Below are 26,201 nucleotides of genomic sequence, written 5' to 3'. Positions count from 1 at the left end.
TTCGCCGGCCCCTTGCCTGACTCAAATGGGAGCCTGTCCATGACCCGCCGTACCGATCAACTCAAACTGGGGGCCTTCCTCGCCAACAGCGGCCATCACGTCGCCGCCTGGCGCCACCCACTGGCCCAGGCCGATGCGAGCCTGGATTTCGAGCACTTCAAGCACATCGCCCAAACCGCCGAACTCGGCAAGTTCGACGCCCTGTTCATCGCCGACGTGGTTGCGCTGTGGGGACATCATCACGACGCGCTCAGCCGTACCGCCCGTGCCGAGCACTTCGAACCGCTGACCTTGATGTCGGCCTTGGCGGCCGTCACACACAAGATCGGCCTGATCGCCACCGCGACCACCACCTACAACGAGCCGTACCATATCGCGCGCAAGTTCGCCTCCCTGGACCACCTGTCCAAAGGCCGCGCCGCCTGGAACCTGGTGACCTCGGTCGTCTCCGATGAAGCCTGGAATTTCGGCCGCGAACACCATGTGGACCACGGCGACCGCTACCAGCGCGCCGAAGAGTTCCACGACGTGGTCAAGGGCCTGTGGGACAGCTGGGACGACGACGCCTTCACCCGCGACAAGGCCAGCGGCGAGTATTTCGACCCGACCAAACTGCACACCCTCAACCACCGCGGCGAGCATTTCTCCGTGCGCGGCCCACTGAATGTGGCGCGCCCGCCCCAGGGCCACCCGGTGCTGGTGCAGGCCGGTGCATCGGAGCCGGGCAAACAGCTCGCCGCCCGTGTGGCCGAGCTGATTTTTGCCCACGCCCATCATCGGCAAGACGCCCAGGCGTTCTACCAGGACATCAAGGCCCGTGCCGCCGCCCTGGGTCGTAACCCGGACCACGTCAAGATCCTGCCCGGCGTCACGCCATTTATCGCCGACACCCGCGAACAGGCCCAGGCGTTGTTCAAGGAATTCCAGGCCCTGATCGACCCAGTGCTGGGCCTGCGCCTGCTGGCCGATACCCTCGGCGATGACATCGACCTGTCCGGCCATGACCTTGACGGCCCGTTGCCGGATACACCGGTGGGCCAACGTGGCAGCCGTCGCGACAAGGTGCTGGAACTGGCGCGCACGGAAAACCTCAGCATCCGCCAACTGTACCTGCGCCTGGCGGGCGGCAACCCGGTGATAGGCACCGCCGAGGACGTGGCCGATCACTTCGAGACATGGTTCCAGGCACGCGCCTGCGATGGCTTCAATGTGTTCTTCCCCTACTTCCCTGGCGCCATCGACGTGTTCGTCGATCAGGTGATTCCGTTGCTGCAGGCGCGTGGGCTGTTTCGCCAGGAATACGAGGGCACCACCCTGCGCGAAAACCTCGGCCTGCCGCGACCGGACAACCGCTTTACGGGAGAGAGGGCATGAAACGCAGCGCCTGGATGCTCGCCTTCGCCAGCTTGATCGCCCCCAAAGCCTTCGCCTTGAACATCTTGCTGAGCAATGACGACGGCTATCAGCATCCGAACATTCGCGCACTCTACACCGTGCTGAAAGCCCAGGGCCATAACGTGAAAATCGCCGCGCCCCAGAGTGATCAGAGCGCGCGAGGCGGTTCGTTCTTCTTCGGTCGCGAAGTGGGTGTTGGACACGATACCGACCCCGCTTACCCCGACAGCTACTACATCAGCACCTCCGATAAAGGCGTGTGCCAGAGTCCCGAATGCGCCGGCAAAGAGGTCCAGATCGAAATCAGCGGCACGCCGGTGATGGCCCTGCTGATGGGCCTGGACAAGGTGCTGCCCCACCCCGACCTGGTGATCGTCGGCCCCAACCCCGGCAATAATCTTGGGGCGATCAATATGGCTTCCGGCACCTTCAATGCGGCCAGCGTGGCGTTGCAATCGGGTATTCCGGCATTGGCGGTGAGCACCGACCTGAAGGAGCAAGACCCACAGCGCGCCGCCCAATTGGTGGCAAAACTGGTCGACACCCTCGACCGGCATCGCCAACCCGACGGAGCCCTGCTACCGCCGGGACTGGGCTTGAATATGAACCTGCCCAAGGACACGCAGATCAAGGGCGTGAAACTCACCCGTGTGGGCAGTTACGTGGGCTTCGAAGCGCGCTACACCGATGACCTCAAGCAATTCAACCTGCCGGGCAAACCGGGCATCGGCTTCCAATACAGCCCCGCCGCGACTGCCGCGCAGCAAAACGATGAGGCGGTGTGGCTGAACAAGGGCTACCTGACCATCAGCCCGTTCAGTGGCCTGCCGGAATCCATCAACGCCGGACCCGCGTTGCAAAAGCAATTGGCCCGTGAGGTGAAGCCATGAGTGGCGGTTTTTCCCTGGGCTTTTTGAGCCGGGTCTACAGCCCGCAATTTGATCAGAGGGTATATCGCGACACCCTGGAACTGTTCAGAGTCGCTGAAGAACTGGGTTTCGACAGCGGCTGGGTGGCGCAGCACCACTTCGCCAGTGAACACGGGCGCCTGCCCGCGCCGCTGGTGTTATTGGCCGCCATTGCCCAGCGCACGCGACATATCAGCCTGGGCACCGGGATTGTCGTACTGCCCCAGGAAGTGCCGCTGCGCCTGGCCGAAGATGCGGCCGTGCTGGATGTGCTGAGCAATGGCCGGCTGGAACTGGGCCTTGGCGCGGGTTTCGATCCCGAGACATTCCTGGCGTTTGGCCGCGAACATGAGGCGCGCCATCGTGACTACGAACAGCACCTGCAACAACTGCGCAACGCCCTGGGCAATATGCCGCTGACCGACAGCGGCTCACGCCTGTTGCCACGCGCCAACGGCTTGAGACATCGCCTGTGGGAAGCCACTTCGCGGGTAGAACAGGTCGCCGAGCGTGGCCACGGCCTGATCATGGCACCCAATCCGCATTTGCCTGCCCAAGCCGGTGTTGAACTGGTGAACCGCTACCGCAACGCCTGGACCGGCGACAACGGCACGCCCGCCCGCGTCGCACGGGTGCAGGCGTTGCTCGCCGCACCGGACGATGCCACACGCAGCGATATCCAGGCCTATGTGCAACGCCAGCAAAAAATCGGCGTACTCAAGGGCATGCCGGACGCTGACTTCGACACCACCCTCAAGCGCCTCGGTGTGTTGCACGGCCCGGTGGAGCAGATAATCGAGCAATTGCAGCAAGGCCCGCCATTGACAGCCCACGACCAACTGATCCTTCAAGTCCAAACCACCAGCACGCCGTTGCGCGAGGCGATCCGTGCGCTGGAGATCATCCGCCAACACATCGCACCAGCACTGGGCTGGCAGCCCACAGGAGCCTCCTCATGACGTTCAAATTGGGGTTCCTCAGCCACGCTTTTGGTGATGACCCGCAGCAGGTCTACCGCGACCTGATAGAACAATTCGAAGTGGCTGAAGCCCTCGGCTTCGACGGTGGCTGGATTGCCCAGCACCACTTGAGCAATGCCTTTGGTCGTCTTCCTTCACCCTTGGTGCTGCTGGCGGCCGTTGCCGAACGCACGCGGCATATCGAACTGGGCACCGGGGTGATTGTGTTGCCATTCGAAGACCCGATCCGCCTGGCCGAAGACGCCTGTGTGCTGGATGCTCTGAGCAGCGGGCGGGTGCAATTGGGCCTGGGCAGTGGTGGCGCCAACCTCGATAACTTCAGCGCTTTTGATCGCGACCCAAGCCGGCGCCATGCGGATTTTGCCGAGCGCCAGCAACGTTTACAGCGCCTTCTGGAAGGTAAACCGCTGACCGCCGAATTGACGTTGCAACCGCCTGCCATCGGTCTGGGCGAACGCCTTTGGCATTCCCACGGCAGCACTGACGGCGCGGTCTATACCGCCCGACAAGGCAATGGACTGCTGCTGGGCACCGCCACCCATGATCCGCTCACCGTGCAAAAGCCTTTGGCGGACGCCTACCTGCAAGCCTGGTCCCGCACTGACCGCGCACCGCGTATCGGCGTGGTGCGTGCGATTTTCCCCGCCATCGACCGCGCCAGCGCCCAGGCCGAACTGTCGGTGGATATCGAGCGGCATATCCCGCGCCTGCGACGTGAGGGCCTGATCGACGAAGCCTTGGATTTGCAGGAACACCTGCGCTTGATGAACGTGCACCACGGCCATCCCGATGAAGTGATCGAAAGCTTGCAACAGGACCCGTCGCTGCTGCCTTATGCTGACTACATGATTGCTGTGGTTCAGGCCGAAAGCTCGACCCAGGCACAAATACTCAAACGTTTGGAAATCCTGGCCCAGGATATCGCCCCGGCCTTGGGTTGGAAAAAACCATGAATAATGGAGCTTATGCATGCCCCTGGAATTCAGCTGGTTGATGCCCTTGTGTACCCCAGACTGGGCGGCGCGGCCGGGACAATGGGTTCAATTGGCCCAGGCTGTGGAATACGCCGGGCTCGATGGCCTTTGGATTCCCGGCGGCGTGTTATGTGCCGACAGCCTGGGCGTGGCGGCAGCCTTGTGTGCGCATACACGCAGCGTGCAGTTGTCGGTGAGTGTGCCGCCGGAAGTGATGCTTCCAGCCGCGCTGGCCACTACCCTGCAAAGCCTGCAGTCGATCAGCGGCCACCGTGTGCGGCTACATTTACCCAATAGCGAACACAGTGCCTTTGGGGAGTGGCTCAACCGCGACCAACGCAGCGAACGCATTGGCGAATATCTGGAACTGTTGCAACGACTACTGGCTTCCAACACCGGCGGGTTCGACTATCAGGGCCGTTATTTCCAACTGGAGAACGCCGGCTTCACCCGCCGCGAAATACCCGCCCCATCGTTGCTACTGGACGACACCCAGAGCAATGCGCTGGTGGCGGCACATGCCCAGACCTGCCTGTTAGCGCCTGGCCATCCACAACGACTGGCCCAGGAGATACAGCACTGGCGACAGGTCCAACCTACGCTCGACTTTGCCTGCACATTTGGGTTGATCCTCGGCGACAGCGAAGACCTCGCCTGGGAGACCGCCGCCGCTTTATTATCGGCTCCCCAATTGCCCGAAGAACCCCTGGCCACCCTGCCCCGTGCACGCCACCCGCTGCGCCAGTGGGAAGTGCATCCCAACCTGCTGCAAAGGGAAGCCGGCCAACCGCTGATCCTGGTGGGCACCCCGCAACAAGTCGCTACACGCCTGCAAGAACTGCACGGAATTGGCTTGAATCACCTGATCCTGGAGGGCGGGCCGTCAGTCAGCGAAGTGCTGCGCTTTGGCGAACAGGTTTTACCGTTGCTTTTCCAACAGGGTTTGCGCAAGGAGCGCCTGCACCATGACTGATGATTTACGCCCACCGATCCAACTGGACTGGTTTTTACCCACCAATGGCGATGGCCGTCACCTCACCAGCAGCGGCTTGCCAAAGGTCGGATTGTTCCAGCAAGGCGAGCGTGCACCGACGCTGAACTACCTGCGCCAGATCGTACGCGCCACCGAGCAGGCCGGCTTCGACGGCATCATGGTGCCCACCGCTGCCGGGTTTGAAGACCCATGGCTGATCACTGCGGTGCTGGCCCAGGAAGTGCGCCGCCTGAAATTCCTCCTGACGCTGCGACCGGGCACCGAGCTTCCAGCCTATACCGCCCACCGCGCGGCGACGTTGCAACTGCTCAGCGAGAATCGTCTGGCGTTGCATGTGGTGACCGGCTCCAGCCGTTTTGAACAGCGCTCCCTCGGGGATTTTCTCGAACACGATGAACGTTACGCACGCACCGCAGAATTTCTGCAGGTGTTCCAGTCCGTGTGGGCAGCCCAACCGCCCGCGCATCAGGGACGTTACTACCGCAGTGGCATTCAAACGCCGATTGCGCCAGGCGCACACGTACCGCCAATTTACTTTGGCGGCGCCTCCGAAGCCGCCGAGCGTGTCGGTGCGGCCCATGGGCAAACATATCTGATGTGGTGCGAACCGCCGGTCATGATCGCCGAACGCATCCAACGCATGCGTGACCTGGCTGCCGCCCAAGGCCGTACTCTGCGCTTCGGTCTACGTCTGCACGTGTTCGCCGCTGTCACTGACGACGCGGCGTGGGCCCACGTGGAACGGCTGCTGGAAGAAATCCCAACGGATACCATTGACCATGCACAACGGCAGATGGCGGCATATGAGTCGGTGGGGCAAAGCAGGCAGACGCAGTTGATGCAGGGCCGTGGGCGCGGCGCTCGGGAACTTGAGGTGTCAGCCAATCTTTGGGCCGGGGTAGGCTTGGTACGCGGCGGCGCAGGAACAGCGTTGGTCGGCAGTTATGCGCAGGTGGCAGAGCGAATCGAGGAGTACCACCAATTGGGGGTGGACAGTTTTATTCTGTCGGGTTTTCCCCATTTGGAGGAAGCGATTCACCTGGGCGCGCAGTTGCTGCCTCAGCTACGCCGCATAGGTAACCCACCCAGCCAGGTCAAACAAGGTTGAACGCAGATCAGGGTTTTGCTCGACCTTTGAGCATGCCGTGATTGACCAGTAAGGTGCGCATGGCGTTGCGGGTAATACCCAGTAGTTGCGCGGTGCGTAACTGGTTGAAACCGCAGTAGGCAAAAGCCTCGCGCACCATCAACTCCTCAATATCGTGCAAGAGCGAATCACCTGGAACATCGAACAATCGCAAAAACTGTTCGCGAAGCACTTCCTGAGGAAGCTTTTGCACCCCGTTGGAACTTGCGCCTTGCAATGCACTAAGGCCTGCCGAGAACTTCAAGTGCTCGGGGCGGACCGGTCTGTCGCCGGCCACCAGTAAAGCCAAGTGAACAACGTTCTCGAGCTCTCGGATATTCCCCGGCCAGGGATAATCGAGCAGCGCCTGAGTAGCCGACTCCGAAAGCATAGGCTCATTGATTTTAAGGCGGGCGCTGTAGAGTTTCCTGAAGTGTTCCACCAACGGCAGAATGTCCAAGGGACGTGCCCTTAACGGCAGAACTTCCACTTGGGCGACGTTTATTCGATAGAACAGATCGAGCCGAAAATTGCCAGCTTCAATGGCCTGTTCCAAATTGACGTTGGTAGCCGTCACCAATCGGATGTTGATCTTGATCGGTTTGCGCGAGCCGACCCGAACCACCTCCTGTTCCTGTAGAACACGCAGCAATTTAACTTGCAAAGGCAGCGGCAGATCACCAATCTCATCGAGAAACAGTGTCCCTCCATCTGCCTCCTCGAACCAGCCGGCTCGCCGACCGACAGCTCCGGAAAACGAACCGGCCTCATGGCCAAAAAACTCGCTTTCAGCCAGGGTCTCACTGATCGCACCGCAATTGACCGCAATAAAAGCGCCGGTGCGGCCACTGCTCGAATGGATGTAGCGCGCCACCAACTCCTTACCGGTGCCCGTCTCTCCATTGATCAACACTGGCGCGTCACTGGGCGCCACCCGCTGCAGATACTCCAGCAACTGCCGAGACCGGGGGTCGGCAAATACCAGCGCTTTCGCTCGGATTGAAAGAGGATCTTTATCGCCCTGGGGCAATGTCAAAATCGGGCTGGGGTGTCCGCGCGGGATGTTCATAGACAATTTCCAATGGCGGCCATGAAGGAATTAACAGTACTTTACTGCTCGCGCCATATAACAAGAAATATTAAAAAAACATGAGGATATAACCTTGCAACCAGAACACTATTCGACCTGCCATACGCCAATCGCTTACATGGGCGAATGATAAGAAAGGATCCAGGGGGCTTAATTGCAGGCCGGGCCTTCTGATCCCCTACGCGTGAAAAGACGGGCATAACCTTAGCTGTCGATATTCTTATTCCTCCCGCCCGGCCATGGGTAGATTGGTAGCCACTTACCCCATTGGAGGATGTGGCGCATGGCTGAATCAGTGGTGTGGATTGCCGGGGTCGGCGCGGTTGCCGGGCTGGGTGCAGCCTTAGCACGGCGTTTTGCCCGCGAGGACTACCGCGTAGCGGTCAGCGGCAGGAGCCTGGACAAGTTGCAGACGGTGGTGGCTGATATAGAAGCGAACGGCGGCAAAGCCAATGCAATCGTGGCCGACTTGGGTATCGAAGCCGATGTGCTCGCCGCCATCGCCCAGGTCAATGAGCTCGGCACACTCAGGGCGGCGATCTTCAACGTGGGCAATTCGGTGTCCAAGCCGGCGCTCGAGTTGAGCGCCGAGTTGTTCGAGCAAACCTGGCGCGCCTCGACATTGGGGGGCTTTTTATTCGCCCGCGAAGCCACCCGCACCTTGCTCGCCAATGGTGGCGGCAGCCTGTTATTTACCGGCGCCACCGCCTCACTGCGCGGCAAGCCGCCGTACACCGCGTTTGCGGCAGGCAAGGCCGGGCTGCGCTCGGTAAGCCAGTCGTTTGCGCGGGAATTCGGCCCACAGAATGTGCATGTCGCCCATGTGGTCATCGACGGTTCCATCGATGGCGAGCGCGTGAAAAGCCGTGCGCCCGACTACCTGACCAAGCTGGGCGAGGACGGCGCATTGCGGCTCGAAGACATCGCCGACGCCTATTGGTATCTGCACACCCAACCGCGCAGCGCCTGGACCCAGGAGCTGGACTTGCGGCCATTCAAGGAACCGTTCTGACACCGGGAGATGGTTATGGGAACCCATCAGACACAACTCGCGCCCGCCTCCGTGCTCGGCGTGCTCAATTACCTGAAAGACACCGGCGAGCGCCCGGTGAACTACACCTACCCGCCACCCGATGGCGCGGCCCAGCGCAGCGGCGTACTTGACCCTACCCAGGTGACCATCCATAACGCGCGGTTGCTGGATACATCTGCGAGCCTGCAGCGTGAGGGCTTCGAGAAGGTCGAGCACGCCAGCGCAGTGGTCAACCTGGAGGATGACGAACAGGTGCGCCTGCATTACTACCCGGAAACCGAAGCCCTGCTCAAACAGCAGACTGGTGCGATAAAGGTGGTGATTTTCGACCATACGATTCGCGTCGATGACCCTGGCCGTGAGGCGCGTGGCCTGCGCGAGCCGGTGCGCTACGTGCACAACGACCAGACCGAACGCTCGGCGATTCGCCGTGTGCGCGACCACCTCGACCCAGACGAAGCCGAACAGCGCCTGCTCAAACGCTTTGCGATCATCAATGTGTGGCGGCCCATCGGCGCGACAGTGCTGAGCACGCCCCTTGCCTTGTGCGATGCGCGTAGCATGGTCGATAGCGATTTGTTGCCCAGCGACCTGGTGTATCGCGACAAGGTCGGCGAAACGTTTTCGGTCAAGGCTAACCCGGCTCACCGCTGGTTTTACTATCCGCAGTTGCGACCAGACGAGGCCTTACTGTTGAAGATCCACGATTCGCGGAGGGATGTAGCCAGGCTGAGTGCACACACCGCATTTGATGACCCCACCACGCCAAAGGACGCGCCGCCACGGCGCAGCATCGAATTGCGCGCACTGGTGTTCTTCGACACGTAAATCAAGGCTTCACCCAGCAACGGATCGCGGCTAACCTTGGTCACCGGTCAAGCCTGCGATCCGCGCTTGCCGAACAAAATGATTTCGGAAGCCGCTGCCACCATGGATATTTCTTCAGCTCCTCCCCCGCCCACCAGCAGTAAGGAAAACGCCGGTGGGCGCGTTCAGGTTATCGACCGTTCGATCGTACTGTTGCGCACCCTGTCGGGCCTCAAGCATGGCGCCAGCGCGCTGGACCTGGCGCGACTGACCGGTATAGACCGCACCACCATTCATCGCCTGCTCAAGACCCTGACCCACTGGAGCCTGATCGAATCCCAGGGCGGCACCTATCGCATCGGCCCGGAATGCCTGATCTACTCGGCGGCGTACCTGAACCGCCTGAACCTGCGCAAGATCGCCCTGCCCTACGCCATCGAGTTGCAACGGGTGATCGGCGAGCGCCAGGCGATTGTGTCGTTGTCGGTGCCGGTGGGTGACCAAGTGGTGTTGATCGAGCGGATGTGGACACCGACCACGCCGCTCAACGTAATTGTCGACCTGGCCGACCAATTCCCCATCGACGGCAGCCCCAGCGGGCGTGCGGTACTCGCCACCTACAGCGAGACGGCCGCACAGGCAATCCTCGGCGAAGCGCGTTACGCCAAAGCCCTGCCGGCACTGGAGCAAATTCGCAGCCAGCAGGACTTCGCCTTCGGCCACGGCGAGTTCAAGCCGGGCCTGTCTTCGGTGGCGTTTCCGATTCGCGTGGAAGCTGGGCAAGCCATTGGCGCGGTCGTCGTTGCCGGGCTTGAGATGGAAGACGAAACCCACCCCGGCTCTTCCCTGGCCAGCCACGTGCGCCGCGCCTGTGAAGGTATCGCGGCGCAGTTGGGCAACCTTTAGGGCTTGAGGCCCAGTGCGGCGAGCAGGCGGTTTTTCTGCACCTTGCCGTAGTGGGAGCGCGGTAGTTCGTCGATGAAGTAAATGCGGCGCGGCACCTTGTAGCGCGATAAACCGGCGCGGCAGTGGTCCATCAACTGCTGTGCCGATAGCTCTTGCGAACCCTCCAATACCACGGCTGCGCATACTTGCTCGCCCCACTCCAGGTCCTCCAGGCCAAACACGTGGGCGTCCTGCACGCCGGGATGGCTCAGCAGGTTCTGTTCGACTTCACCGGGCTGCACGGATTTGCCGCCGCTGCGGATGATGTCCTTGCAACGCCCCAGCACTCGCAGCAGCCCATCGGCGCCAATGCGCCCTAGGTCACCGCTGCGCAGCCAGCCGTTGTCCAGGGTCTTAGCACTGAGCGCTTCAAGTTGCCAGTAGCCACTCATCAATTGCGGGCCGCCGAGCAGAATCTCGCCCACACCGTTTGCGTCCGGTTGATCGATACGGATCGCGGCGCTGAACAACGGTCGGCCCACCACACCTTCGCCACTGTCGCCGGCCGCGCGCACCGCCGACATTTGCGCGGGCGAGAGGTAGCAACTCCAGGGCGCTTCGGTCATGCCGTAGAGCACGCCGATGCGTTCACTGAACAAACTGCATGAGCCTTCCAGCACGTCGCCGGTCAACGCGGCAGCGCCGATATCGAGGCTCTTGAATACCGGAAGATCGGCCGCTGCAGGGCCGGTTTCGCGCAACAGACGCAGTAATTGCGTAGGCACAAGAGAGCTGAACGCCACCTGGTACTCAGTAAGCTGAGCGATGAATGCCTTGCCGTCGAAGCGACCACCCAACACCACTCGGCCGCCGATGAGCAAATGGGCCAGCACCGCCACCGCTGCAATCGGCCATAGCGGGCGGACGTTGAGCAGTACATCGCCGACCACGGCGCCGCGGCCCATGACGATGTTCTGCAACACCGCGCACAAGCTGGCATGCCGATGCATCACCGCCTTGGGCGTGCCGGTGGTGCCGCCGGTGTAGTTGAGCGAGGCCAGCGCCTGGGGTGATTGCGCTGGGCGTGGGAGGTTGTCGACGGGGTTGGATTCGGTGACGGTGTGCAGCGGCACGCAACGGATGCCCAAGCCTTGCGCCACACCGGCGTACTGCTCGGAAAACAGCAGCAAGGCAGCGCCCGCGTCCTGTAGCTGAGCAAGCAGTTCATCAAGCGCCAGGGCCGGATCCAGCGGCACGCGCACACGGCCGCTGGCCATGCAGCCGTAGTCGGCCAGCAAGTAGTCGAGGCTCGCGTCGGCGAGCAGCGCGACCCGCGCACTAGGCGCGATCTGCAAGTGGTCCAGGGCCTGGCCGACGCCGCTGAGGGCGCGATCCAGCTCGGCGAAGGTCAAGGTGCGCGCACTGGCCGGTTCGTGCAGTGCGATCTGGTCCGGCCATTTACAGGCGGCCTGGCTGAGCAGCGTACTGATATCCATGTTTACCACCCACTCAACACAATGCGCCCGCTGACCTGGCGCGATTCCAACAGCGCATGGGCCTCGGCCACCTGGTGAAACGGCAGCACGCGGTCGATCAGCGGCTTGACCTGCCCGCCCTTGATCAAAGCGAGTGCCAGGCGCACTTCTTCCAGCGTCGCGCTGCCCGAACCCTGCACCCGCAGGCGACGGCCAATCAACAAGCCGGGGTTGATCGGCACGCTGGCCGGTGCGACGTTACCCAACACCACCACGCGCCCGCCGAGGGCCATGCTGCGCAGGGTGTCTTCCAACGTGCTGCCGAGGTTTTCCATGGCCACGTCCACGCCGCGTTTGCCGGTGAGTTTCCACACCTCGGCGCTGTAGCTGCCGGCACTGACGATCACCTCGTCGGCCCCCAGGCGGTGGAGAAAGTCGCGCTTGTCGGCGCTGCCCGTCACGGCGATCACCCGTGCGCCAAAGGCTTTGGCCAATTGAATCTGATGGGCGCCCAGGCCACCGCTGGCGCCGTTGATCAACACGCTTTCGCCAGGTTTAAGCGCCGCCTCGCCGAGCAGGGCGCGCACGCTGGTGCCAATCGGGCAGGACGCCAAGGCGGCCTGCACGTAGTCCAACCCGTCGGGCAGTTCGATGGCGGAAATCGCCGGCACCCGCAGGTATTCGGCGTAGGCACCCTCGGTATCCACCGATGGCAGGCCCAAGGCGCGGCACAGGTCCTGGCGCCCGCGCAGGCAGTCGCGGCACTGGCCGCAAAAACGGCGCTGATAGACCACGACACGGGCACCGACCGCCAGTTGATGCACGTTGGCGCCGACCTCAACCACTTCACCCGCCACTTCATGGCCGAGCACCACGCCCGTGTGCGCCCCTGGCAAGTGCCCGGCGCGATGCAGCACGTCGTGATGGCAAACCCCTGCAGCCGCTACTTTGACCAGCACTTCAGCCGCACCCACCTGAGGCGTAGGCACCTCCTCGAGCTGCAATTGCTCCGGCCCGCCGAAGGCTTTTAGAACTATGGCTTTCATTTTTTATAACCGTTTCTGACCCGATAAGAATATGTTCATATAACAAACATCTTGTTTGCATTGTGCACATCCATTAAGTTTTCCTCACTTTGACGCGGACCTCAAGGGGCAATCGCGTCTTTCTTTCACACCGGATAAAAAGCCCCCCATGACAGTCGAGTATCAAAATATTGGCGAAGGAATCCTGGTGGTCACCCTCAACCGCCAGGAGCGCCTCAACGCACTGGACAGCCAGGCCAAGCACGTGCTGGCCGAGGTTTGGCAGCGCGCGCAGCAAGACACCGCCGTGCGCGCCATCGTGCTGCGCGGTGCCGGCGAGCGGGCGTTTTGCGCCGGCTCCGACCTCAAGGAGATCGACGCCACCGGCGAGACCGTCAGCAGCGAAGTCCTGGCCCGTGCCCTGCCCGGTGTCGGCAACGATTTGAGCAAGCCGGTGATTGCCGCGTTGCACGGCTACACCCTGGGCCTGGGCATCAGCCTGGCGATTCATTGCGATTTCCGTATTGCGCGGCACGACACGCGCTTTCACTTCCCCGAAGTGCAGCACGGCATGTTGTCCGGCTTCAGTGCGATCACCCTGCCCAGCCTGATAGGCGAAGCAGCGGCCCTGGACATCATGCTCAGCGCGCGCAAATTCGATGCCCAAGAGGCTTTGGCCATCGGCCTGGTCAACCAAGTGGTGGACGACGCCTACGCCAGCGCGCTGGAACTGGCCGCACGCCTGGCCAGCCATTCCTCTAAGGCCGTGGAATGGACCAAGACCTTGCTGCTGGCCGAACGCAAAGCCCGACTGACGCGGCAGATGGCACTGGTCGACCAGGCCCGCCAGGACGTGATGCTGGGGCGTTGACCTCAACCCATAACTAGAAACAGCCAATACATAAGCCTCCCCAGTACTGTCAGGAACTCCCACCACCAGGAATGGAAAGCGGCACCTAACCATCGGAGCCTCACCATGTCTCGCCCATACACTCGCTTTCGTCCCAGGTTCAGCCTGCTGACCGCCGGCATCCTCGGGCTGTGCGCCCAGCCGGCAGCCCACGCTGAAGAGAACCCGTCACGTCCGTCGGCGGCCAGTGACACCGCCCTGCAAACCGTGGTGGTCACCGGTGCCCGGGACAGCGGTCGCACTGTCGCCAAGAGCCTGGCGCCGATCGATGTGATCAGCGCCGACGACCTCGCCCGCTCCGGTAAACAGAACCTGCGCGACGCCCTGGCCGCCAGTGTGCCGTCCTACACCAATGCTGCAGGGTTTACCGGCGGCACCGGGTTGTCGGTCAAGTCCGCGACTTTGCGCGGCCTGGGCGGTAACCATGTGCTGGTGCTGGTCAACGGCAAGCGCCGCCACAATACGTCGCTGATCTTTGTGCAGACCGCCGCCACCTCAAGCGGCCAGTCGCCCGCCGACCTCGACCTGATCCCCATCGCCGCGGTGGACCACGTGGAAGTGCTGCGCGACGGCGCGGCGGCGCAATACGGTTCGGACGCGATTGCCGGGGTGATCAACATCATCCTCAAGACCAACCGCTCCGGCGGCAGTGGCAGCGCCCTCTATGGGCAGTACGCCAACCGTGTGGGCGGCAAGGGCAATTTCGGTGCGCGGGGACAGGGCCAGATCAACCAGGGCTTCGAGCTGCCCAATGACGGCTTTTTCAGCCTCAGCGCCGATATCGGCCTCCAGGAAAGCTCCAACGTGGCCGGTGCCGTACCGGACCGCACCAGCATCTATTTCCGCCAGAACGGCCAGCCCGACCCGCGCGAAACCAGCGAAAGCCGCTACCGCCAGCAACTGGGCCAGCCCCGTTCGCAAACCTATAACTTCGGCTACAACGCCGAGCTGCCGCTGAACGAGGATTACACGCTGTATTCGTTCTCCACCCTCAGCCACCGCAACTCCACCAGTTGGGGCACCTACCGCACCGCCAACTCGCCACAGAACATTGTCTCGGTGTACCCGGACGGTTTTTCGCCGCGTTTCGTGGTGGAAGAAGACGACTTCCAAAGCGTGTTCGGCGTGCGCAACGACGACCTGCTGGGCTGGGCTTGGGACCTGAGCACCAGCTACGGCTACAACAACGCCAACACCCGCAACGAACGCTCGCTGAACCCTTCCCTGGGACCAAACAGCCCTCAGGATATGGACGGCGGCAACCTGATCGCTAGCCAATGGACCAATAACCTCGACCTGACCCGTGCGTTCGATACCGGGCTGTTTGCCAAGCCGCTGAACGTGTCGACCGGCCTTGAGTTCCGCCGTGACGGTTTCGAAATCCAGGCCGGCGAATACGCCTCTTACGCCGATGGCGGCTACGTCTTCCCCGCTGGCAGCCCGCTCGCCGGCCAACGCCCCAACCCCGGCGCGCCTGGGCTGGTGGGCTTCACCCCGGCCGACGCGCACAACTACTCACGCACCAACACCGCAGGCTACGTCGACTTCAGCCAAAGCCTGACCGACCAATGGGACGTGAGCCTGGCCGGGCGTTTCGAGCACTACAGTGATTTCGGCGACACCGGCAGTGGCAAGTTCTCCACGCGTTACGCGTTCACCCCGCAATTCGCCGTGCGCGGCACGGTGAGCAACGGTTTCCGCGCGCCGTCCCTGCAACAGCAGTTCTATTCGTCGTCGCTGACCGCCTGGCGCACCAGCCCGCTCACCGGGCAACTGGAGCAGGCCACCACGCGCTACGTCACCGTCAACGACGCCGCCGGCCAGGCCCTGGGCGCCAAGGAGCTCAAGCCTGAACGCTCGATGAACTACAGCCTCGGCTTTGTCGCCACACCGACCGAGAACCTGGACATTACGGTCGACCTGTACCAGATCGACATCAAGGATCGCATCCTGCAGACCAGTAACCTGCAAGGCACGGCGGTCTCCAACGTGCTGGCCGCCCAGGGCCTGAACCCGAACCAGATCGTCTCGTACTTCGGCAACCTGGCCGATACCCGCACCCGTGGTATCGATCTGGTGGCCGACTACCGCTATGACCTGGGCCGCTACGGCAAGACCAAATGGACCTTGCTCAGCAATCAGAGCCTGCAAACCATCGAGAAGATCAAGGAGCCCGCAGCACTGGCCGGCACCGGCGTCAGCGTGATGGGCCGTGACCGCCAGGGCAACCTGACCTCGGCCTACCCGAAAAACACCACGTCGCTGAATGCCGCCTGGCAACTGGGGGATTTTGAGGTGAATCTCAAGGAAACCCGCTATTCCAAGGTCACCGGGCGCAACCAGATTTCGGCCAGTCGCGATGAAAAAATTCGCCCGGCATTCATCACCGACCTGAGCGTGGGTTACTGGCTGAGCGACGCGGTGAAAGTCACCGTCGGCGGCGAAAACATCTTCGACCGTCGCCCCCAGCAACTGAATGACGAGGCCAAGCGCTTCTACTTCTTCCCCACCGACAACCCGACCTATAGCTGGTACTCGCCCTACGGCCTGGAAGGTGCTTATTACTTCGCTAAAGTCGACGTGAGCTGGTGATGACGAACTTCGAACGCCCGCAGGCGACCTTCGACCAACGCCTGTACCGCAAACTGGCGTGGCGGATCATGCCGTTCCTGTTCCTGTGCTTCGTGCTCAACTGGCTGGACCGGGTCAACATCAGCTTTGCGCATTTGCAGTTCAAGACCGACCTGAACATCAGCGACGCCACGTTCGGCATCATCGTCGGGGTGTTCTCCATCGGTTACCTGCTGTTCGAGATCCCGAGCAACCTGCTGCTGGAAAAGATCGGCGCGAAAAAAACCATGATGCGCATCATGGTGCTGTGGGGGCTGGTGACCATCGCCACCGCGTTTGCCCAGACCCCGGCGCAGTTCTATGTGCTGCGGGTGTTGCTGGGCGCCGCCGAAGCCGGATTCTTCCCAGGGGTGATCCTGTACCTCACCTACTGGTTCCCGGCCAGCCACCGTGCGCGCATCACCTCGCGGTTCATCATGGCAATTGCGGTGTGCGGGATCATCGGCGGGCCGCTGTCGACGTCGATCATGGGGCACTTCGCCGGGGTCGGCGGCTTCACCGGCTGGCAATGGCTGTTCGTGATCACCGGCATTCCGCCGGTGCTCGCGGGGTTGTTCGCCTGGTACTGGCTGGACGACAAACCAGCCTCGGCCAAGTGGCTGAGCGACGCGGAGAAACACGCCATCGAGCAAGCCCTGGCGCGTGAACGGCTGCAGCGCAAACCCGGCGGGCATACGCGCTTCGTCGAGGCGCTGAAGGACCGCAAGGTGTGGTTCATCACCCTGGCCTACTGCCTGACCATCATGTGCACCGGCAACGTCACCAATATCTGGGCACCGTCGATCATTCGCGATTCCGGCGTGAGCAACCTTGGGCAACTGGGCTTGCTCTCGGCTTTGCCCTATGTGGTCGGCGTGTGCGTGATGCTGTGGGCGTGCCGCCATTCGGATGTGAATCAGGAGCGGCGCTGGCACTTCGCGCTGGGCGGCCTCACGGCGGCGCTGGCAATGCTGGTGCTGCCCAACTTTCTGTTCAGCCCGTACTCGGCAATCGCCGTACTGACCCTGATGACCAGCGGCTACCTGGTGGCCACGGCGATTTTCTGGACCATCCCCACGTACTACCTGTCGGATCACGCCAAGGCCGCCGGCCTAGCGCTGGTCAATTGCTGCGGGCAGATCAGCAGCCTGCTCACGCCGATCATGATCGGTGCGATCAAGACCTCCACCGGCAGCATCAGCCTGGCGCTGTATATCGTGGCGGCCCTGGTGGCCAGCGGCACGTTGATTCTGTTGTTCGGCGTTCCACGCAGCGCCCTGCGCGACGCTTCCTGACCTTTTTGATGGACACTTCCATGACCGATTACCTTGCCCTCGCCCACCAGCTGGCCGCGCAGATCCGACCCGGCGCCGCCGAGCGCGACGCCGGCAGAATCTTGCCTTACGCCCAGCTCGACCTGATCCGTGAGTCGGGCCTGGGCGCCGCGCGCGTTCCGGAGGCGTTTGGCGGCGGCGACATCAGCCAACTGCAAGTGGCGCATATTTTCATCATCCTGGCCAAGGCAGACCCCAGTGTGGCGCAGGCGCTGTTTCCGCATTTCGCCACCGTCGAGCATTTGCGCCTGATCGCCAACCCGGAGCAACAGCGCGAATACCTCGGGGCTTTTGCCGAGCGCCAGCTGTCGTCGGGGGCGATTGCCGAGCGCAACGGCACCTTTCGCGGTGAAATCCATACACGCCTGGAGCAGCGCGGCGACCAACTGGTGCTCAATGGCAGCAAGTTCTATAGCACCGGCTGCCTGTTTGCCGACCTGCTGAAAATCCAGGCGGTGGACGAAGCCGGCAACGCGGTCTACGTGATGCTGCCCGCCGACACCATAGGCATTACGCTGCTGGATGACTGGGACGGCATGGGCCAGCGTGTGACCGCCAGTGGCAGCACTTTGCTGGAGAATGTTGTGGTGCGCCCCGAGCAGGTGATCCCGTTGGCGCAGTGGTACCAGCGCCGCAACTATGTCGGCGCAAGCGCGCAATTGATCCACTGCGCCCTCGATGTCGGCATCGGCCTCGCGGCGCTGGATGACGCGGTGGAATGGGCGCGCAGCGGTACGCGGCCAGTGCGCGAAAGTGGTGTGGATTCGGCACGTAACGACCCCTACATCCTGCACACCCTGGGCGATCTGGCCGCGCGCATCCACGGCGCCGAAGCGCTGGTGGAAAAAGCCGCCGGTGCGGTCGACCTGGCCGCGCGCACGCAGTTGCAGGGGTTGGCGCAGGGTGAGGAACTGGAAGCTATTTTGGTCAAGTCCTCGATTGCCGTGGCCGAAGCCAAGATCGCCTCGACCCGCGCCGCCCTCTTCGTGTGCGAGCGTCTCTATGAAGTCGGCGGCGCCGCCACCACCCAATCGCGCTACAACTTCGACCGCCACTGGCGCAACGCGCGCACCCACACCACCCATGACGCCCTGGCCTACAAGTACAAGGCGATTGGCGATTATTTGCTGAACGCGAAAGCACCGCCGATTGCGTTTACTTACTGAGCACTGGATATGTTGAAACGACCGATTTTCCTGCTGCTTCTGTCTGGCACCGTGTCGGCCGCCGAGCCTTGGGACGATCTGGACGCGCAGATCAGCCAGGCACTGCCCGGCGTGATAGAGCTGCGCCACGCCATTCACCAGCAGCCGGAACTGGGCAATCGCGAGCTCCACACCAGCGAGCGTATCGCCCAGCGCCTACGGGAACTGGGGCTGGAGGTGCAGACCGGCATCGCGCATACCGGTGTCATCGGCATTTTGCGTGGCGGCAAACCTGGCCCGGTGGTCGCGATTCGCGCCGAACTGGACGCTCTGCCGCTCACCGAGCAAACCGGCCTGCCGTTTGCGTCGACAGTGCGCAGCAAAGATGAAGGCGCGGACTTTCGCAGCAGAGGCAAGGACGTTGGGGTGATGCACGCCTGTGGTCACGATGCTCATATGGCGATGGCGCTGGGGGTTGCCGAGGTCTTGGCGGCCCATCGCGAGCAACTGCCGGGCACGCTCAAGCTGATTTTCCAGCCGGCCGAGGAAGGCCCGCCGCTGGGCGAACAAGGTGGCGCACAATTGATGATCAAGGAAGGCGCGCTGCAAAATCCGGCGCCTGCGGTGATCTTCGGTATTCATGTGACAGCCGGTACAGCGGGCACCTTTACCCTCAGCCGCCAACGCACCACGGCAGCGGCGGATACCTTTGTTGCACACATCATCGGGCGGCAAACTCACGCGGCCTTCCCGTGGACCGGCATCGACCCGGTGCCAGTGGCAGCCCAGGTGATCCTGGCCTGGCAGACCATTCCCAGCCGCCAGTCGAACCTCAGCCTGTTGCCGGCGCCGGTGATTTCGGTGGGCCGTATCGAGGCCGGTGACCGACATAACATCATCCCCGCCGAGGTGCGCCTGGAAGGTTCGATTCGCACGGTCAGCGATGAGCAGCGCGAGGACGTGTTGCAACGCATGACCCGCACCGCCGAGAAAATCGCCGAGGCTTCGGGAGCAACCGCCAAGGTGGACTACCTGCCAGGCAATTACCGCGCCGGCTACAATGACACCGCGTTGGTGGACCAGTTGATGCCGGTGCTGCAACAGGTGTCGACCACGCCGGTACGCATCGACAACGGCACTTACGGTGCCGATGACTTTGCCGAATATGCCCGACAGATTCCTGGAATTTTCATGCGTATGGGCGTGACACCGCCTGCGCTGGAGGGCAAAAACGTGTGGCCTACCCATTCGCCGGGCTTCCAGGTGGATGACCCGAGCCTGGCGGTGGGGATCCGGGCACTGAGTCGGATGACGTTGAGCTACATGATTGACGCTCCTCGGTTGTCGCCCTAGGGTCCAGAACGTCGAATTCAGACCGCGCGCTGCGGTTATATCCATAGCAACAAAGGATATTGGTATATACCAGATTACTCGCTTATAAATCGCTCCCATCAAAGGACGTTGGGCTGGAGTAACACGCGATGGTGTCGGTAAAGGTAATGCTGGAGTACTTTCACCCATGGCCGAATTCGGCGGGTTTGTACCTGGCACGGGAGCGCGGCTGGTATGCGGAGTTGGGCCTGGATGTAGAACTGGTGGTGCACGACCCCTACCGTGGCGACACCCTGGAGCACCTGCTGACTGGCGCCGCCGACTTCGGCGTATTCCCCAGCAACCGCCTGCTGGTACGCCGTGGCCTGGGTCAGGCGTTGCAAGGCATCGCGGCGATCAACCATGCCGGGCTGGAGTCCATCCAGACCCTCACCGATTCCGGCATCCGTCGCCCCCGCGACCTGGTGGGCAAGCGCCTCGCGCTTAACCCCACGCCGCGCGGCCTGGCCATGGTGCGTCACTTGGTCAGCCGCGACGGCGGCGACCCCGATGGCGTGATCCTGGTGGACAGCGGTGTGCGCGAGTTGCGCCCCGAACAATTGGCAGAAGGCGTCGCCGACGCCAGTTTCGGTGGTTACTGGGCCTGGGAAGCACTGATGCACAGCCCCATCGAGGCGGCGCGCCGCGTGGTGTTGCCGGTGGACGAGATCGGCGCGCCGGTCTATCACAGCTACCTGCTCGGCGCCCACGAACGCACGTTGGCGGACAAGCCCGAAGTGGTGCGCGACTTTCTCGCCGCCACCGCCCGCGGTTACCTGGCCGTAGCCCAGGAACCGTCGATTGCCCTCAGCGCGTATGAACACACCACGCCGTATTTCCCGGCAGAACTGCTAAGTGCCTCGCTGCATAAAATCGCCCCCACCTGGCTGCACCAAGGCCGCTGGGGCGAGCAACGCCAGGCGCTGATCGCGCCTTACGCCGAGTGGTTGCACCACCACGCGGTGCTCGACAACCCGCAGGTATGGCAAGGCGCGACCAGCAACGCCTACCTGCCCGAGGCGCGCCCATGAACCCGCAACGTACCGCCCATGGCCTGGGGCTGGAGCCTGTCACTGCGGATTGGCCGGCCCTGCACGAAACCGACATCGAACACCTGCTGCGTGACTACCCGCAACTCGGCCCGCTGCACAGCCTGCACTGGCACAGCCCGCGGCCATTTTCCGCTGCCGGCTTGATCACCACCGCCGATGCGACGCTGTTCGTCAAACGCCATCACCAGCAGGTGCGCCAGGCCGCGTGGCTGGAAGAAGAACACCAGCTGATCGCCCACCTGTATCGCCAGGGCGCGCCGGTGGCAGCGGTGGTGCCGAATCGCCACGGGGCGACGGCCACCGTGCTAGGCGAGTGGACCTATGAAGTGCACCACCTGGCCGAGGGTCTGGATCTGTACCGCGACGCGCTGTCGTGGTCGCCGTTCCAGCACCATCAACATGCCCTCGCCGCCGGCCAGGCCCTGGCCCGTTTGCATCAAGCCGCCGAACACTACGCAGCGCCGCCACGCCGCACCGCCGTGCTGCTGGCCAATGCGCGGCTGATCGAGCACGAGGCACCGCTGCACGCCATCGCCAACCGCCACAACGCCTACCTCGCCGACAAGGATTGGCACGCCCAGCTCAGCGAGCTGCTGCTGCCATGGCACCAAGCGCTACAGCCCTTATTACGCAACCAGCCACCGCTCTGGACCCACAACGACTGGCACGCCTCCAACCTGTTGTGGAATGCAGACGGCAGCGTCTCCAGCGTGCTGGATTTCGGCCTGGCCGACCGCACGTTCGCGCTCTTCGACCTGGCCACCGCCATCGAACGCAACGCCGTGCCCTGGCTGGACCTGGACAGCGGCGGCACGGCCAGCGCCGACCTCGACAGCGTTGATGCCCTGCTCAATGGTTATCACCAGGTGCGCCCGTTGAGTGCACACGACCTACACACACTCAGCGCCTTGCTGCCGCTGGTGCATGTGGATTTCGCCCTGTCCGAGGTGGCGTATTACCAAGACGTGGTCGGTTCCAGCGCCAGCGCCGACGTGGCCTACTACGCCTACCTGCTCGGTCATCTGCGCTGGTTTGCGGGTGCCGAGGGGCAACGCCTGCTTGAGCATATCCGGCGCCAAAGCGTATGAGCCTGCTGGTCGATGCCCAATGGTTACAGGCACATCTGGCCGACCCGGCGCTGGTGGTGCTGGACGCCACGGTGCTGCTGCCGTCGCCGCAATTCGACGGTGACTATCGGGTTGCCAGCGGTTATGACGGCTGGTTGCAAGCGCATATTCCCGGCTCGCGGCACGCTGATTTGTTGACGGCACTGGCAGATACCCAGGCCAGTTTCAGCTTTGCCTTGCCAGCGCCCGACGCGCTGGTGCAAGGCTTGGCAGCGCTCGGCGCGGGGGTGGATAAAACCTTGGTAATCTACGATCGCGCCGACGGTTTCTGGGCCGCCCGCCTGTGGTGGATGCTGCGCGGCGTGGGCATCGAAGCGTCGGTACTCGATGGCGGATTCAACGCCTGGCGCCAAGCGGGTTTGCCCGAACACGGTGGACCTGAGGCATCGATTGCTGCGGTGCAACCTTGGCCGATCAACCGGCGCCCGCAGGCGTGGATCGACCGCGTCGGCGTCGAAGCCATCGTCGCCGGGCAAGCGCCCGGGGTCTTGATCTGCGCCCTGGGCGCGGCACTCTTCGACGGCAGCGCCGCCACCCGTTACGCCCGGCGCGGGCATATCCCCGGCAGCCGTAACCTGCCGGCGCGCAACCTGTTCGACGCCCATGGCCGCTACCTGCCCAAGGATGCCCTGGCCCTGGCTATCGGCCCCACGCTGCTGCACAGCGAAGGCCCCCTGGTGTTGTATTGCGGCGGCGGTATCTCGGCCGCCGCCAACGCCCTGGCCCTGACCCTGCTGGGGCGCCAGGACATCACACTCTACGACGGCTCCCTGCAGGAGTGGGCCGCCGACGCACGCTTACCAATGACTACCGGAGCAGCTCCGGCCTGACGCCCTCTGCGGCGAACTCGGCTTTTTCATTTCGTACTGGCAACCCCTCGTTGCGCAGCGCTGGGCACCCTGTTGTCCGATAAAAGCGTACGGCAGCGGCGGCAGGCCTTTGGAGCGCTCTTTTCATGGCTACACCTTACCGTCACACCCTGCTCGCCTTGAGCATCACCCTCGCCGCTGCGGCGGCTCACGCCCAGGACACGACCCTGGACACCGTCACCGTGGTCGGCCAGGAGGCCACCGACTACCAGGCCAAAAAAGCCGCCGTGGCCGGCTTCGACAACGCGCCGTTGCTGGACACCCCGGCGTCCGTCTCGGTGATCACCGAAGGCCGCTTGAAAGACCAGCAGGCGCGCCTGCTCAGCGAGGTCTTGAAGAATGACGCCTCGGTCGGCGACAGCTATGCCCCCGTCGGCTACTACGAGAATTTCGTGATACGCGGCTTTGCACTGAACCCGGCCAGCAGCTACAAGATCAACGGTCGCACCATCACCGGCGAGCAAAACGTGGCGCTGGAGAACAAGCAGCAGGTAGAAGTGCTCAAGGGCCTGGCCGGTTTGCAGAGCGGCGTCTCGGAGCCCGGCGGCCTGGTCAACTACGTGAGCAAACGCCCGGAGAATGTGCGCTCGGTCACCGTGTCTACCAACGAACAGGGCGAGCGCTACCTGGCCACCGATATCGGCGGCTGGCTTGGCACCGAACAGCAGGTGGGCGTGCGCATCAACCTGGCCCATGAGGATATTCGCTCCTACGTCGACCACGCCGACGGCAAGCGCGATTTCGCCTCCCTGGCGCTGGACTGGAACATCAGCCCCAACGCCTTGCTGCAACTCAACGCCGAGTACCAGAACCGCGAGCAGCGCTCGGTGCCGGGCTATCAATTGCTCGGGGGGACCGAGGTGCCGCACCATGTCTCGCCCAAGGATCTGCTGGCGTACCAGAGCTGGTCGAACCCGGTGGGTATCAGGTCGCTGAACCTCGACGGGCTGTTCGAGTACCGCTTCAACGACGCGTGGAAAGCCAGCTTCAGCGCATCCCGCAGCCGCGTGGTGATCGACGACTACAGCACCTTCGCCTGGGGCTGCTACGGCGCCGCCAGTTGCGCAGGCACCGCGGTGCCCAACCACTTCAGCGCCGAGGGCGACTACGACATCTCCGACTACCGCAGCCCCGATGACACGCGTAGCAATGAGGAAGCCCAGGCCGCGCTCAACGGCCAGTTCGACACCGGCTTTCTCAAGCATGACCTGACCGTTGGCACCAGCGCATTCCGCCGCCTGGTGGACCGGCGCCAATCGGTCAACGAGTACATCGGCGAAGGCAATATCTATCAGCCGTCACCCGTGCTGGAACCCTACGACGGCCCGCTGGGCCACACCTACCGGCGCCTCGACAGCCGCCAGTACGGCCTGTTCGCCAGCGACCGCATCAGCTTCAACGAGCAATGGCAAACCATCCTCGGCGGGCGCCAGGTGCGTCTCGACGAAGAGACCTACAACCAGGCCGGCGCCACCACCCGCCATACCCAGCGCAGCGTGTTCCTGCCCCAGGTGGCGTTGATCTACAAGCCGCGCCCGGACACGTCGTTGTACGCCAGCTACAGCAAGGGCCTGTCCCTGGGTGGCGAGGCGGCGTGGTTCAGCAACAACTCCGATGAGGTGTTGCCACCCACCACCTCGCGCCAGCTGGAAGTCGGGATCAAGCGTGACTTCCAGCGCCTGAGCCTGACGGCCGCACTGTTCCAGATCACCCAGGATCTGCAATACAACCGCCCCAACGACGACGGCACGATCACCTTTGTGCAGCAAGGCAAGCAGAAGAACGTCGGCATCGAACTGTCCGCCAACGGCCGTGTGACCTCCGACCTGCAAGTGTCGGCCAGCGTCGCGGCGATCCGCGCCCAGGTCAGCGGTAGCGGCACCGATGACTATGACGGCCATCAGGCGATCAACGTGCCCAAGCTACGCGCCAGCCTGCACGGCGACTACAGCATCCCCGGCGTACCCGGCCTGGCCCTGCTCGGCGGGGTGCAATACAGCGCGAATAAATACGCCAACCGCGAGGCCACGGTGAAGGTCGACGACTACGCGGTGTTCGATGTGGGCGGCCGCTACACCACCAAGGTCGGCGATTACGCTACTGTTCTGCGCCTGACCGTCGACAACCTGTTCGACAAACGCTACTGGCGGGATGTGGGTGAATCCGCAGGCGATGGCTACTTGTTCCTGAGCGCGCCACGCACTGCGCGGCTGTCTGCCACCGTCAATTTTTGAGGCTGAGTGTTCATGCGTAATCTGATGTTTGCCAGTGTGTGCCTGCTCTCCACCGCCATCGTCGGCTGCCAGCAGCAACCGCCCGCCAACGACCAACTGGACGCGGTGCTGTGGACCCAGACCTCCATCGAGCACGAGCTGATTTACCGCCAAATCTTCGCCAGCGCCACCCGTCAGCTGGACGTCGCCCTGGCCGACCCGACCTGGGACGCCCTGCCCTTGCCACCCCGCAACCTCAGCGGGCTGCCGCCGGCGGTGGTGGTCGATATCGACGAAACCGTGCTCGACAACGTGCCGCTCAACGCCCGGGACATTCTCAGCAACCAGGTCTACTCCTACGACCGCTGGAACACCTGGGTCGACCAGGCCAAGGCCCAGGCCCTGCCCGGAGCCGTCGAGTTCCTGCAGGCGGCCGATAAAAAAGGCGTCAGCGTCTACTACATCACCAACCGCGAACACAGCCACGTCCAGGCCACGGTCAACAACCTGCGCCTGCGCGGCTTTCCGGTGGCGAGCAACGAACAGGTGCTGGCTGCCAGTACGCCCACCGGCCATTGCGAACAGGCCGGCTACGGCAAGAACTGCCGGCGTCAATGGGTGGCCAGCCATGCCCGTGTGCTGATGCTGGCGGGCGATTCCTTCGGTGACTTCGTGCAAGCTGAACACAACACCCTGGCTGATCAACGCAAGGCCGCCGCGCCGTACCTGGCCTGGCTTGGCCAACGCTGGTTCCTGTTGCCCAACCCCACCTACGGCAACTGGTACAGCGCGCCCTATGGCGACCAGGAAAAACTGCCCTTCGAACGCAAGCGCCAGCTCAAGCAACAGGCGCTGCATCTGGAAAACTAGTTCCGAGA

22 protein-coding genes are annotated in these 26,201 nt (G+C 63.1%); 19 read left to right on the top strand and 3 right to left on the bottom strand.

The genetic code is table 11. From position 1 onward, the window contains the following. Positions 1-39 precede the first annotated feature (39 nt). From RB216_RS13575 to RB216_RS13550, 6 genes are read left to right on the top strand one after another with little or no spacing between them, the layout of a single operon-like run. Complete coding sequence (locus tag RB216_RS13575) at positions 40-1,374, top strand: LLM class flavin-dependent oxidoreductase (protein WP_308908819.1); 1,335 nt, start codon at positions 40-42, stop codon at positions 1,372-1,374. After that, positions 1,371-2,285, top strand: a complete 915-nt coding sequence (locus RB216_RS13570; protein WP_308908818.1) for a 5'/3'-nucleotidase SurE — start codon at positions 1,371-1,373, stop codon at positions 2,283-2,285. The genes RB216_RS13575 and RB216_RS13570 overlap by 4 nt, the downstream gene beginning before the upstream one ends. After that, complete coding sequence (locus RB216_RS13565) at positions 2,282-3,262, top strand: LLM class flavin-dependent oxidoreductase (protein WP_308908817.1); 981 nt, start codon at positions 2,282-2,284, stop codon at positions 3,260-3,262. The genes RB216_RS13570 and RB216_RS13565 overlap by 4 nt, the downstream gene beginning before the upstream one ends. Continuing rightward, positions 3,259-4,236 (top strand): LLM class flavin-dependent oxidoreductase, encoded by a 978-nt coding sequence (locus RB216_RS13560; protein WP_308908816.1) that lies wholly within the window; start codon positions 3,259-3,261, stop codon positions 4,234-4,236. Before RB216_RS13565 ends, RB216_RS13560 begins: the two co-directional genes overlap by 4 nt. Before the next feature lie 16 nt (positions 4,237-4,252). Further along, positions 4,253-5,230 (top strand): LLM class flavin-dependent oxidoreductase, encoded by a 978-nt coding sequence (locus tag RB216_RS13555; RefSeq protein ID WP_308908815.1) that lies wholly within the window; start codon positions 4,253-4,255, stop codon positions 5,228-5,230. After that, entirely contained in the window at positions 5,223-6,359 is a 1,137-nt protein-coding gene (locus RB216_RS13550; RefSeq protein WP_150054153.1) for an LLM class flavin-dependent oxidoreductase, read from the top strand. Before RB216_RS13555 ends, RB216_RS13550 begins: the two co-directional genes overlap by 8 nt. Before the next feature lie 7 nt (positions 6,360-6,366). Here RB216_RS13550 and RB216_RS13545 read toward each other — a convergent pair whose 3' ends face one another. Then, positions 6,367-7,446 (bottom strand): sigma-54 interaction domain-containing protein, encoded by a 1,080-nt coding sequence (locus RB216_RS13545; RefSeq protein WP_214498248.1) that lies wholly within the window; start codon positions 7,444-7,446, stop codon positions 6,367-6,369. A gap of 304 nt (positions 7,447-7,750) precedes the next feature. Between RB216_RS13545 and RB216_RS13540 the strand changes: the two genes are divergently transcribed. From RB216_RS13540 to RB216_RS13530, 3 genes are all read left to right on the top strand, one after another. Next, a complete protein-coding gene (locus RB216_RS13540) occupies positions 7,751-8,479 on the top strand; it encodes an SDR family NAD(P)-dependent oxidoreductase (RefSeq protein ID WP_248132884.1) in 729 nt (242 codons plus the stop codon). 15 nt (positions 8,480-8,494) lie between these two features. After that, positions 8,495-9,328, top strand: coding sequence for a CmcJ/NvfI family oxidoreductase (locus RB216_RS13535; protein WP_043205147.1), 834 nt, complete (start codon positions 8,495-8,497; stop codon positions 9,326-9,328). Positions 9,329-9,430: 102 nt separating this feature from the next. Further along, positions 9,431-10,213: an IclR family transcriptional regulator gene (locus tag RB216_RS13530; protein WP_012723440.1), complete on the top strand. Its 783-nt coding sequence runs from the start codon at positions 9,431-9,433 to the stop codon at positions 10,211-10,213. Here the strand turns inward: RB216_RS13530 and RB216_RS13525 are convergent. Next, positions 10,210-11,688 (bottom strand): class I adenylate-forming enzyme family protein, encoded by a 1,479-nt coding sequence (locus RB216_RS13525; protein WP_150675469.1) that lies wholly within the window; start codon positions 11,686-11,688, stop codon positions 10,210-10,212. The two genes, RB216_RS13530 and RB216_RS13525, sit on opposite strands and share 4 nt — an antisense overlap. A 2-nt stretch (positions 11,689-11,690) precedes the next feature. Continuing rightward, positions 11,691-12,713 carry an alcohol dehydrogenase catalytic domain-containing protein gene (locus tag RB216_RS13520; protein WP_101272077.1) on the bottom strand — a complete coding sequence of 341 codons (1,023 nt, stop codon included), beginning with the start codon at positions 12,711-12,713 and terminating at the stop codon, positions 11,691-11,693. A 148-nt stretch (positions 12,714-12,861) separates the two neighbouring features. Here RB216_RS13520 and RB216_RS13515 point away from each other — a divergent pair, with 148 nt between their 5' ends. From RB216_RS13515 to RB216_RS13470, 10 genes are all read left to right on the top strand, one after another. Next, a complete protein-coding gene (locus tag RB216_RS13515) occupies positions 12,862-13,563 on the top strand; it encodes an enoyl-CoA hydratase/isomerase family protein (protein WP_305385338.1) in 702 nt (233 codons plus the stop codon). A 105-nt stretch (positions 13,564-13,668) separates the two neighbouring features. Next, positions 13,669-16,194, top strand: a complete 2,526-nt coding sequence (locus RB216_RS13510) for a TonB-dependent receptor plug domain-containing protein (protein WP_150675466.1) — start codon at positions 13,669-13,671, stop codon at positions 16,192-16,194. Next, positions 16,194-17,507 carry an MFS transporter gene (locus RB216_RS13505; protein WP_224794944.1) on the top strand — a complete coding sequence of 438 codons (1,314 nt, stop codon included), beginning with the start codon at positions 16,194-16,196 and terminating at the stop codon, positions 17,505-17,507. The genes RB216_RS13510 and RB216_RS13505 overlap by 1 nt, the downstream gene beginning before the upstream one ends. Positions 17,508-17,527: 20 nt before the next feature. Further along, positions 17,528-18,712 carry an acyl-CoA dehydrogenase family protein gene (locus RB216_RS13500; protein ID WP_150675464.1) on the top strand — a complete coding sequence of 395 codons (1,185 nt, stop codon included), beginning with the start codon at positions 17,528-17,530 and terminating at the stop codon, positions 18,710-18,712. Between the two features lie 9 nt (positions 18,713-18,721). Continuing rightward, positions 18,722-20,044 carry an amidohydrolase gene (locus RB216_RS13495; RefSeq protein WP_150675463.1) on the top strand — a complete coding sequence of 441 codons (1,323 nt, stop codon included), beginning with the start codon at positions 18,722-18,724 and terminating at the stop codon, positions 20,042-20,044. A 128-nt stretch (positions 20,045-20,172) separates the two neighbouring features. Further along, positions 20,173-21,093: an ABC transporter substrate-binding protein gene (locus RB216_RS13490; protein ID WP_150675462.1), complete on the top strand. Its 921-nt coding sequence runs from the start codon at positions 20,173-20,175 to the stop codon at positions 21,091-21,093. Beyond that, on the top strand, positions 21,090-22,202 hold the full coding sequence (locus RB216_RS13485) for a phosphotransferase enzyme family protein (protein WP_150675461.1): 1,113 nt from the start codon (positions 21,090-21,092) through the stop codon (positions 22,200-22,202). Before RB216_RS13490 ends, RB216_RS13485 begins: the two co-directional genes overlap by 4 nt. Continuing rightward, positions 22,199-23,071, top strand: a complete 873-nt coding sequence (locus tag RB216_RS13480; RefSeq protein WP_305385330.1) for a sulfurtransferase — start codon at positions 22,199-22,201, stop codon at positions 23,069-23,071. Before RB216_RS13485 ends, RB216_RS13480 begins: the two co-directional genes overlap by 4 nt. 125 nt (positions 23,072-23,196) lie before the next feature. Next, complete coding sequence (locus RB216_RS13475) at positions 23,197-25,344, top strand: TonB-dependent siderophore receptor (RefSeq protein ID WP_308908814.1); 2,148 nt, start codon at positions 23,197-23,199, stop codon at positions 25,342-25,344. 12 nt (positions 25,345-25,356) lie between these two features. Then, on the top strand, positions 25,357-26,193 hold the full coding sequence (locus tag RB216_RS13470; RefSeq protein WP_214498239.1) for an HAD family acid phosphatase: 837 nt from the start codon (positions 25,357-25,359) through the stop codon (positions 26,191-26,193). The last annotated feature ends 8 nt before the right edge of the window (positions 26,194-26,201 follow it).

This window comes from Pseudomonas canadensis (assembly GCF_030980095.1).
Lineage (GTDB): Bacteria > Pseudomonadota > Gammaproteobacteria > Pseudomonadales > Pseudomonadaceae > Aquipseudomonas > Aquipseudomonas canadensis.
This window is presented reverse-complemented; position numbering and strand designations above follow the sequence as displayed.

Excerpts from the sequence above, each read along its gene's own strand:
- RB216_RS13575 (WP_308908819.1), top strand. The coding sequence starts at position 40 with ATGACCCGCCGTACCGATCAACTCAAACTGGGGGCCTTCCTCGCCAAC.
- RB216_RS13570 (WP_308908818.1), top strand. The coding sequence starts at position 1,371 with ATGAAACGCAGCGCCTGGATGCTCGCCTTCGCCAGCTTGATCGCCCCC.
- RB216_RS13565 (WP_308908817.1), top strand. The coding sequence starts at position 2,282 with ATGAGTGGCGGTTTTTCCCTGGGCTTTTTGAGCCGGGTCTACAGCCCG.
- RB216_RS13560 (WP_308908816.1), top strand. The coding sequence starts at position 3,259 with ATGACGTTCAAATTGGGGTTCCTCAGCCACGCTTTTGGTGATGACCCG.
- RB216_RS13555 (WP_308908815.1), top strand. The coding sequence starts at position 4,253 with ATGCCCCTGGAATTCAGCTGGTTGATGCCCTTGTGTACCCCAGACTGG.
- RB216_RS13550 (WP_150054153.1), top strand. The coding sequence starts at position 5,223 with ATGACTGATGATTTACGCCCACCGATCCAACTGGACTGGTTTTTACCC.
- RB216_RS13545 (WP_214498248.1), bottom strand. The coding sequence starts at position 7,446 with ATGAACATCCCGCGCGGACACCCCAGCCCGATTTTGACATTGCCCCAG.
- RB216_RS13540 (WP_248132884.1), top strand. The coding sequence starts at position 7,751 with ATGGCTGAATCAGTGGTGTGGATTGCCGGGGTCGGCGCGGTTGCCGGG.
- RB216_RS13535 (WP_043205147.1), top strand. The coding sequence starts at position 8,495 with ATGGGAACCCATCAGACACAACTCGCGCCCGCCTCCGTGCTCGGCGTG.
- RB216_RS13530 (WP_012723440.1), top strand. The coding sequence starts at position 9,431 with ATGGATATTTCTTCAGCTCCTCCCCCGCCCACCAGCAGTAAGGAAAAC.
- RB216_RS13525 (WP_150675469.1), bottom strand. The coding sequence starts at position 11,688 with ATGGATATCAGTACGCTGCTCAGCCAGGCCGCCTGTAAATGGCCGGAC.
- RB216_RS13520 (WP_101272077.1), bottom strand. The coding sequence starts at position 12,713 with ATGAAAGCCATAGTTCTAAAAGCCTTCGGCGGGCCGGAGCAATTGCAG.
- RB216_RS13515 (WP_305385338.1), top strand. The coding sequence starts at position 12,862 with ATGACAGTCGAGTATCAAAATATTGGCGAAGGAATCCTGGTGGTCACC.
- RB216_RS13510 (WP_150675466.1), top strand. The coding sequence starts at position 13,669 with ATGTCTCGCCCATACACTCGCTTTCGTCCCAGGTTCAGCCTGCTGACC.
- RB216_RS13505 (WP_224794944.1), top strand. The coding sequence starts at position 16,194 with ATGACGAACTTCGAACGCCCGCAGGCGACCTTCGACCAACGCCTGTAC.
- RB216_RS13500 (WP_150675464.1), top strand. The coding sequence starts at position 17,528 with ATGACCGATTACCTTGCCCTCGCCCACCAGCTGGCCGCGCAGATCCGA.
- RB216_RS13495 (WP_150675463.1), top strand. The coding sequence starts at position 18,722 with ATGTTGAAACGACCGATTTTCCTGCTGCTTCTGTCTGGCACCGTGTCG.
- RB216_RS13490 (WP_150675462.1), top strand. The coding sequence starts at position 20,173 with ATGGTGTCGGTAAAGGTAATGCTGGAGTACTTTCACCCATGGCCGAAT.
- RB216_RS13485 (WP_150675461.1), top strand. The coding sequence starts at position 21,090 with ATGAACCCGCAACGTACCGCCCATGGCCTGGGGCTGGAGCCTGTCACT.
- RB216_RS13480 (WP_305385330.1), top strand. The coding sequence starts at position 22,199 with ATGAGCCTGCTGGTCGATGCCCAATGGTTACAGGCACATCTGGCCGAC.
- RB216_RS13475 (WP_308908814.1), top strand. The coding sequence starts at position 23,197 with ATGGCTACACCTTACCGTCACACCCTGCTCGCCTTGAGCATCACCCTC.
- RB216_RS13470 (WP_214498239.1), top strand. The coding sequence starts at position 25,357 with ATGCGTAATCTGATGTTTGCCAGTGTGTGCCTGCTCTCCACCGCCATC.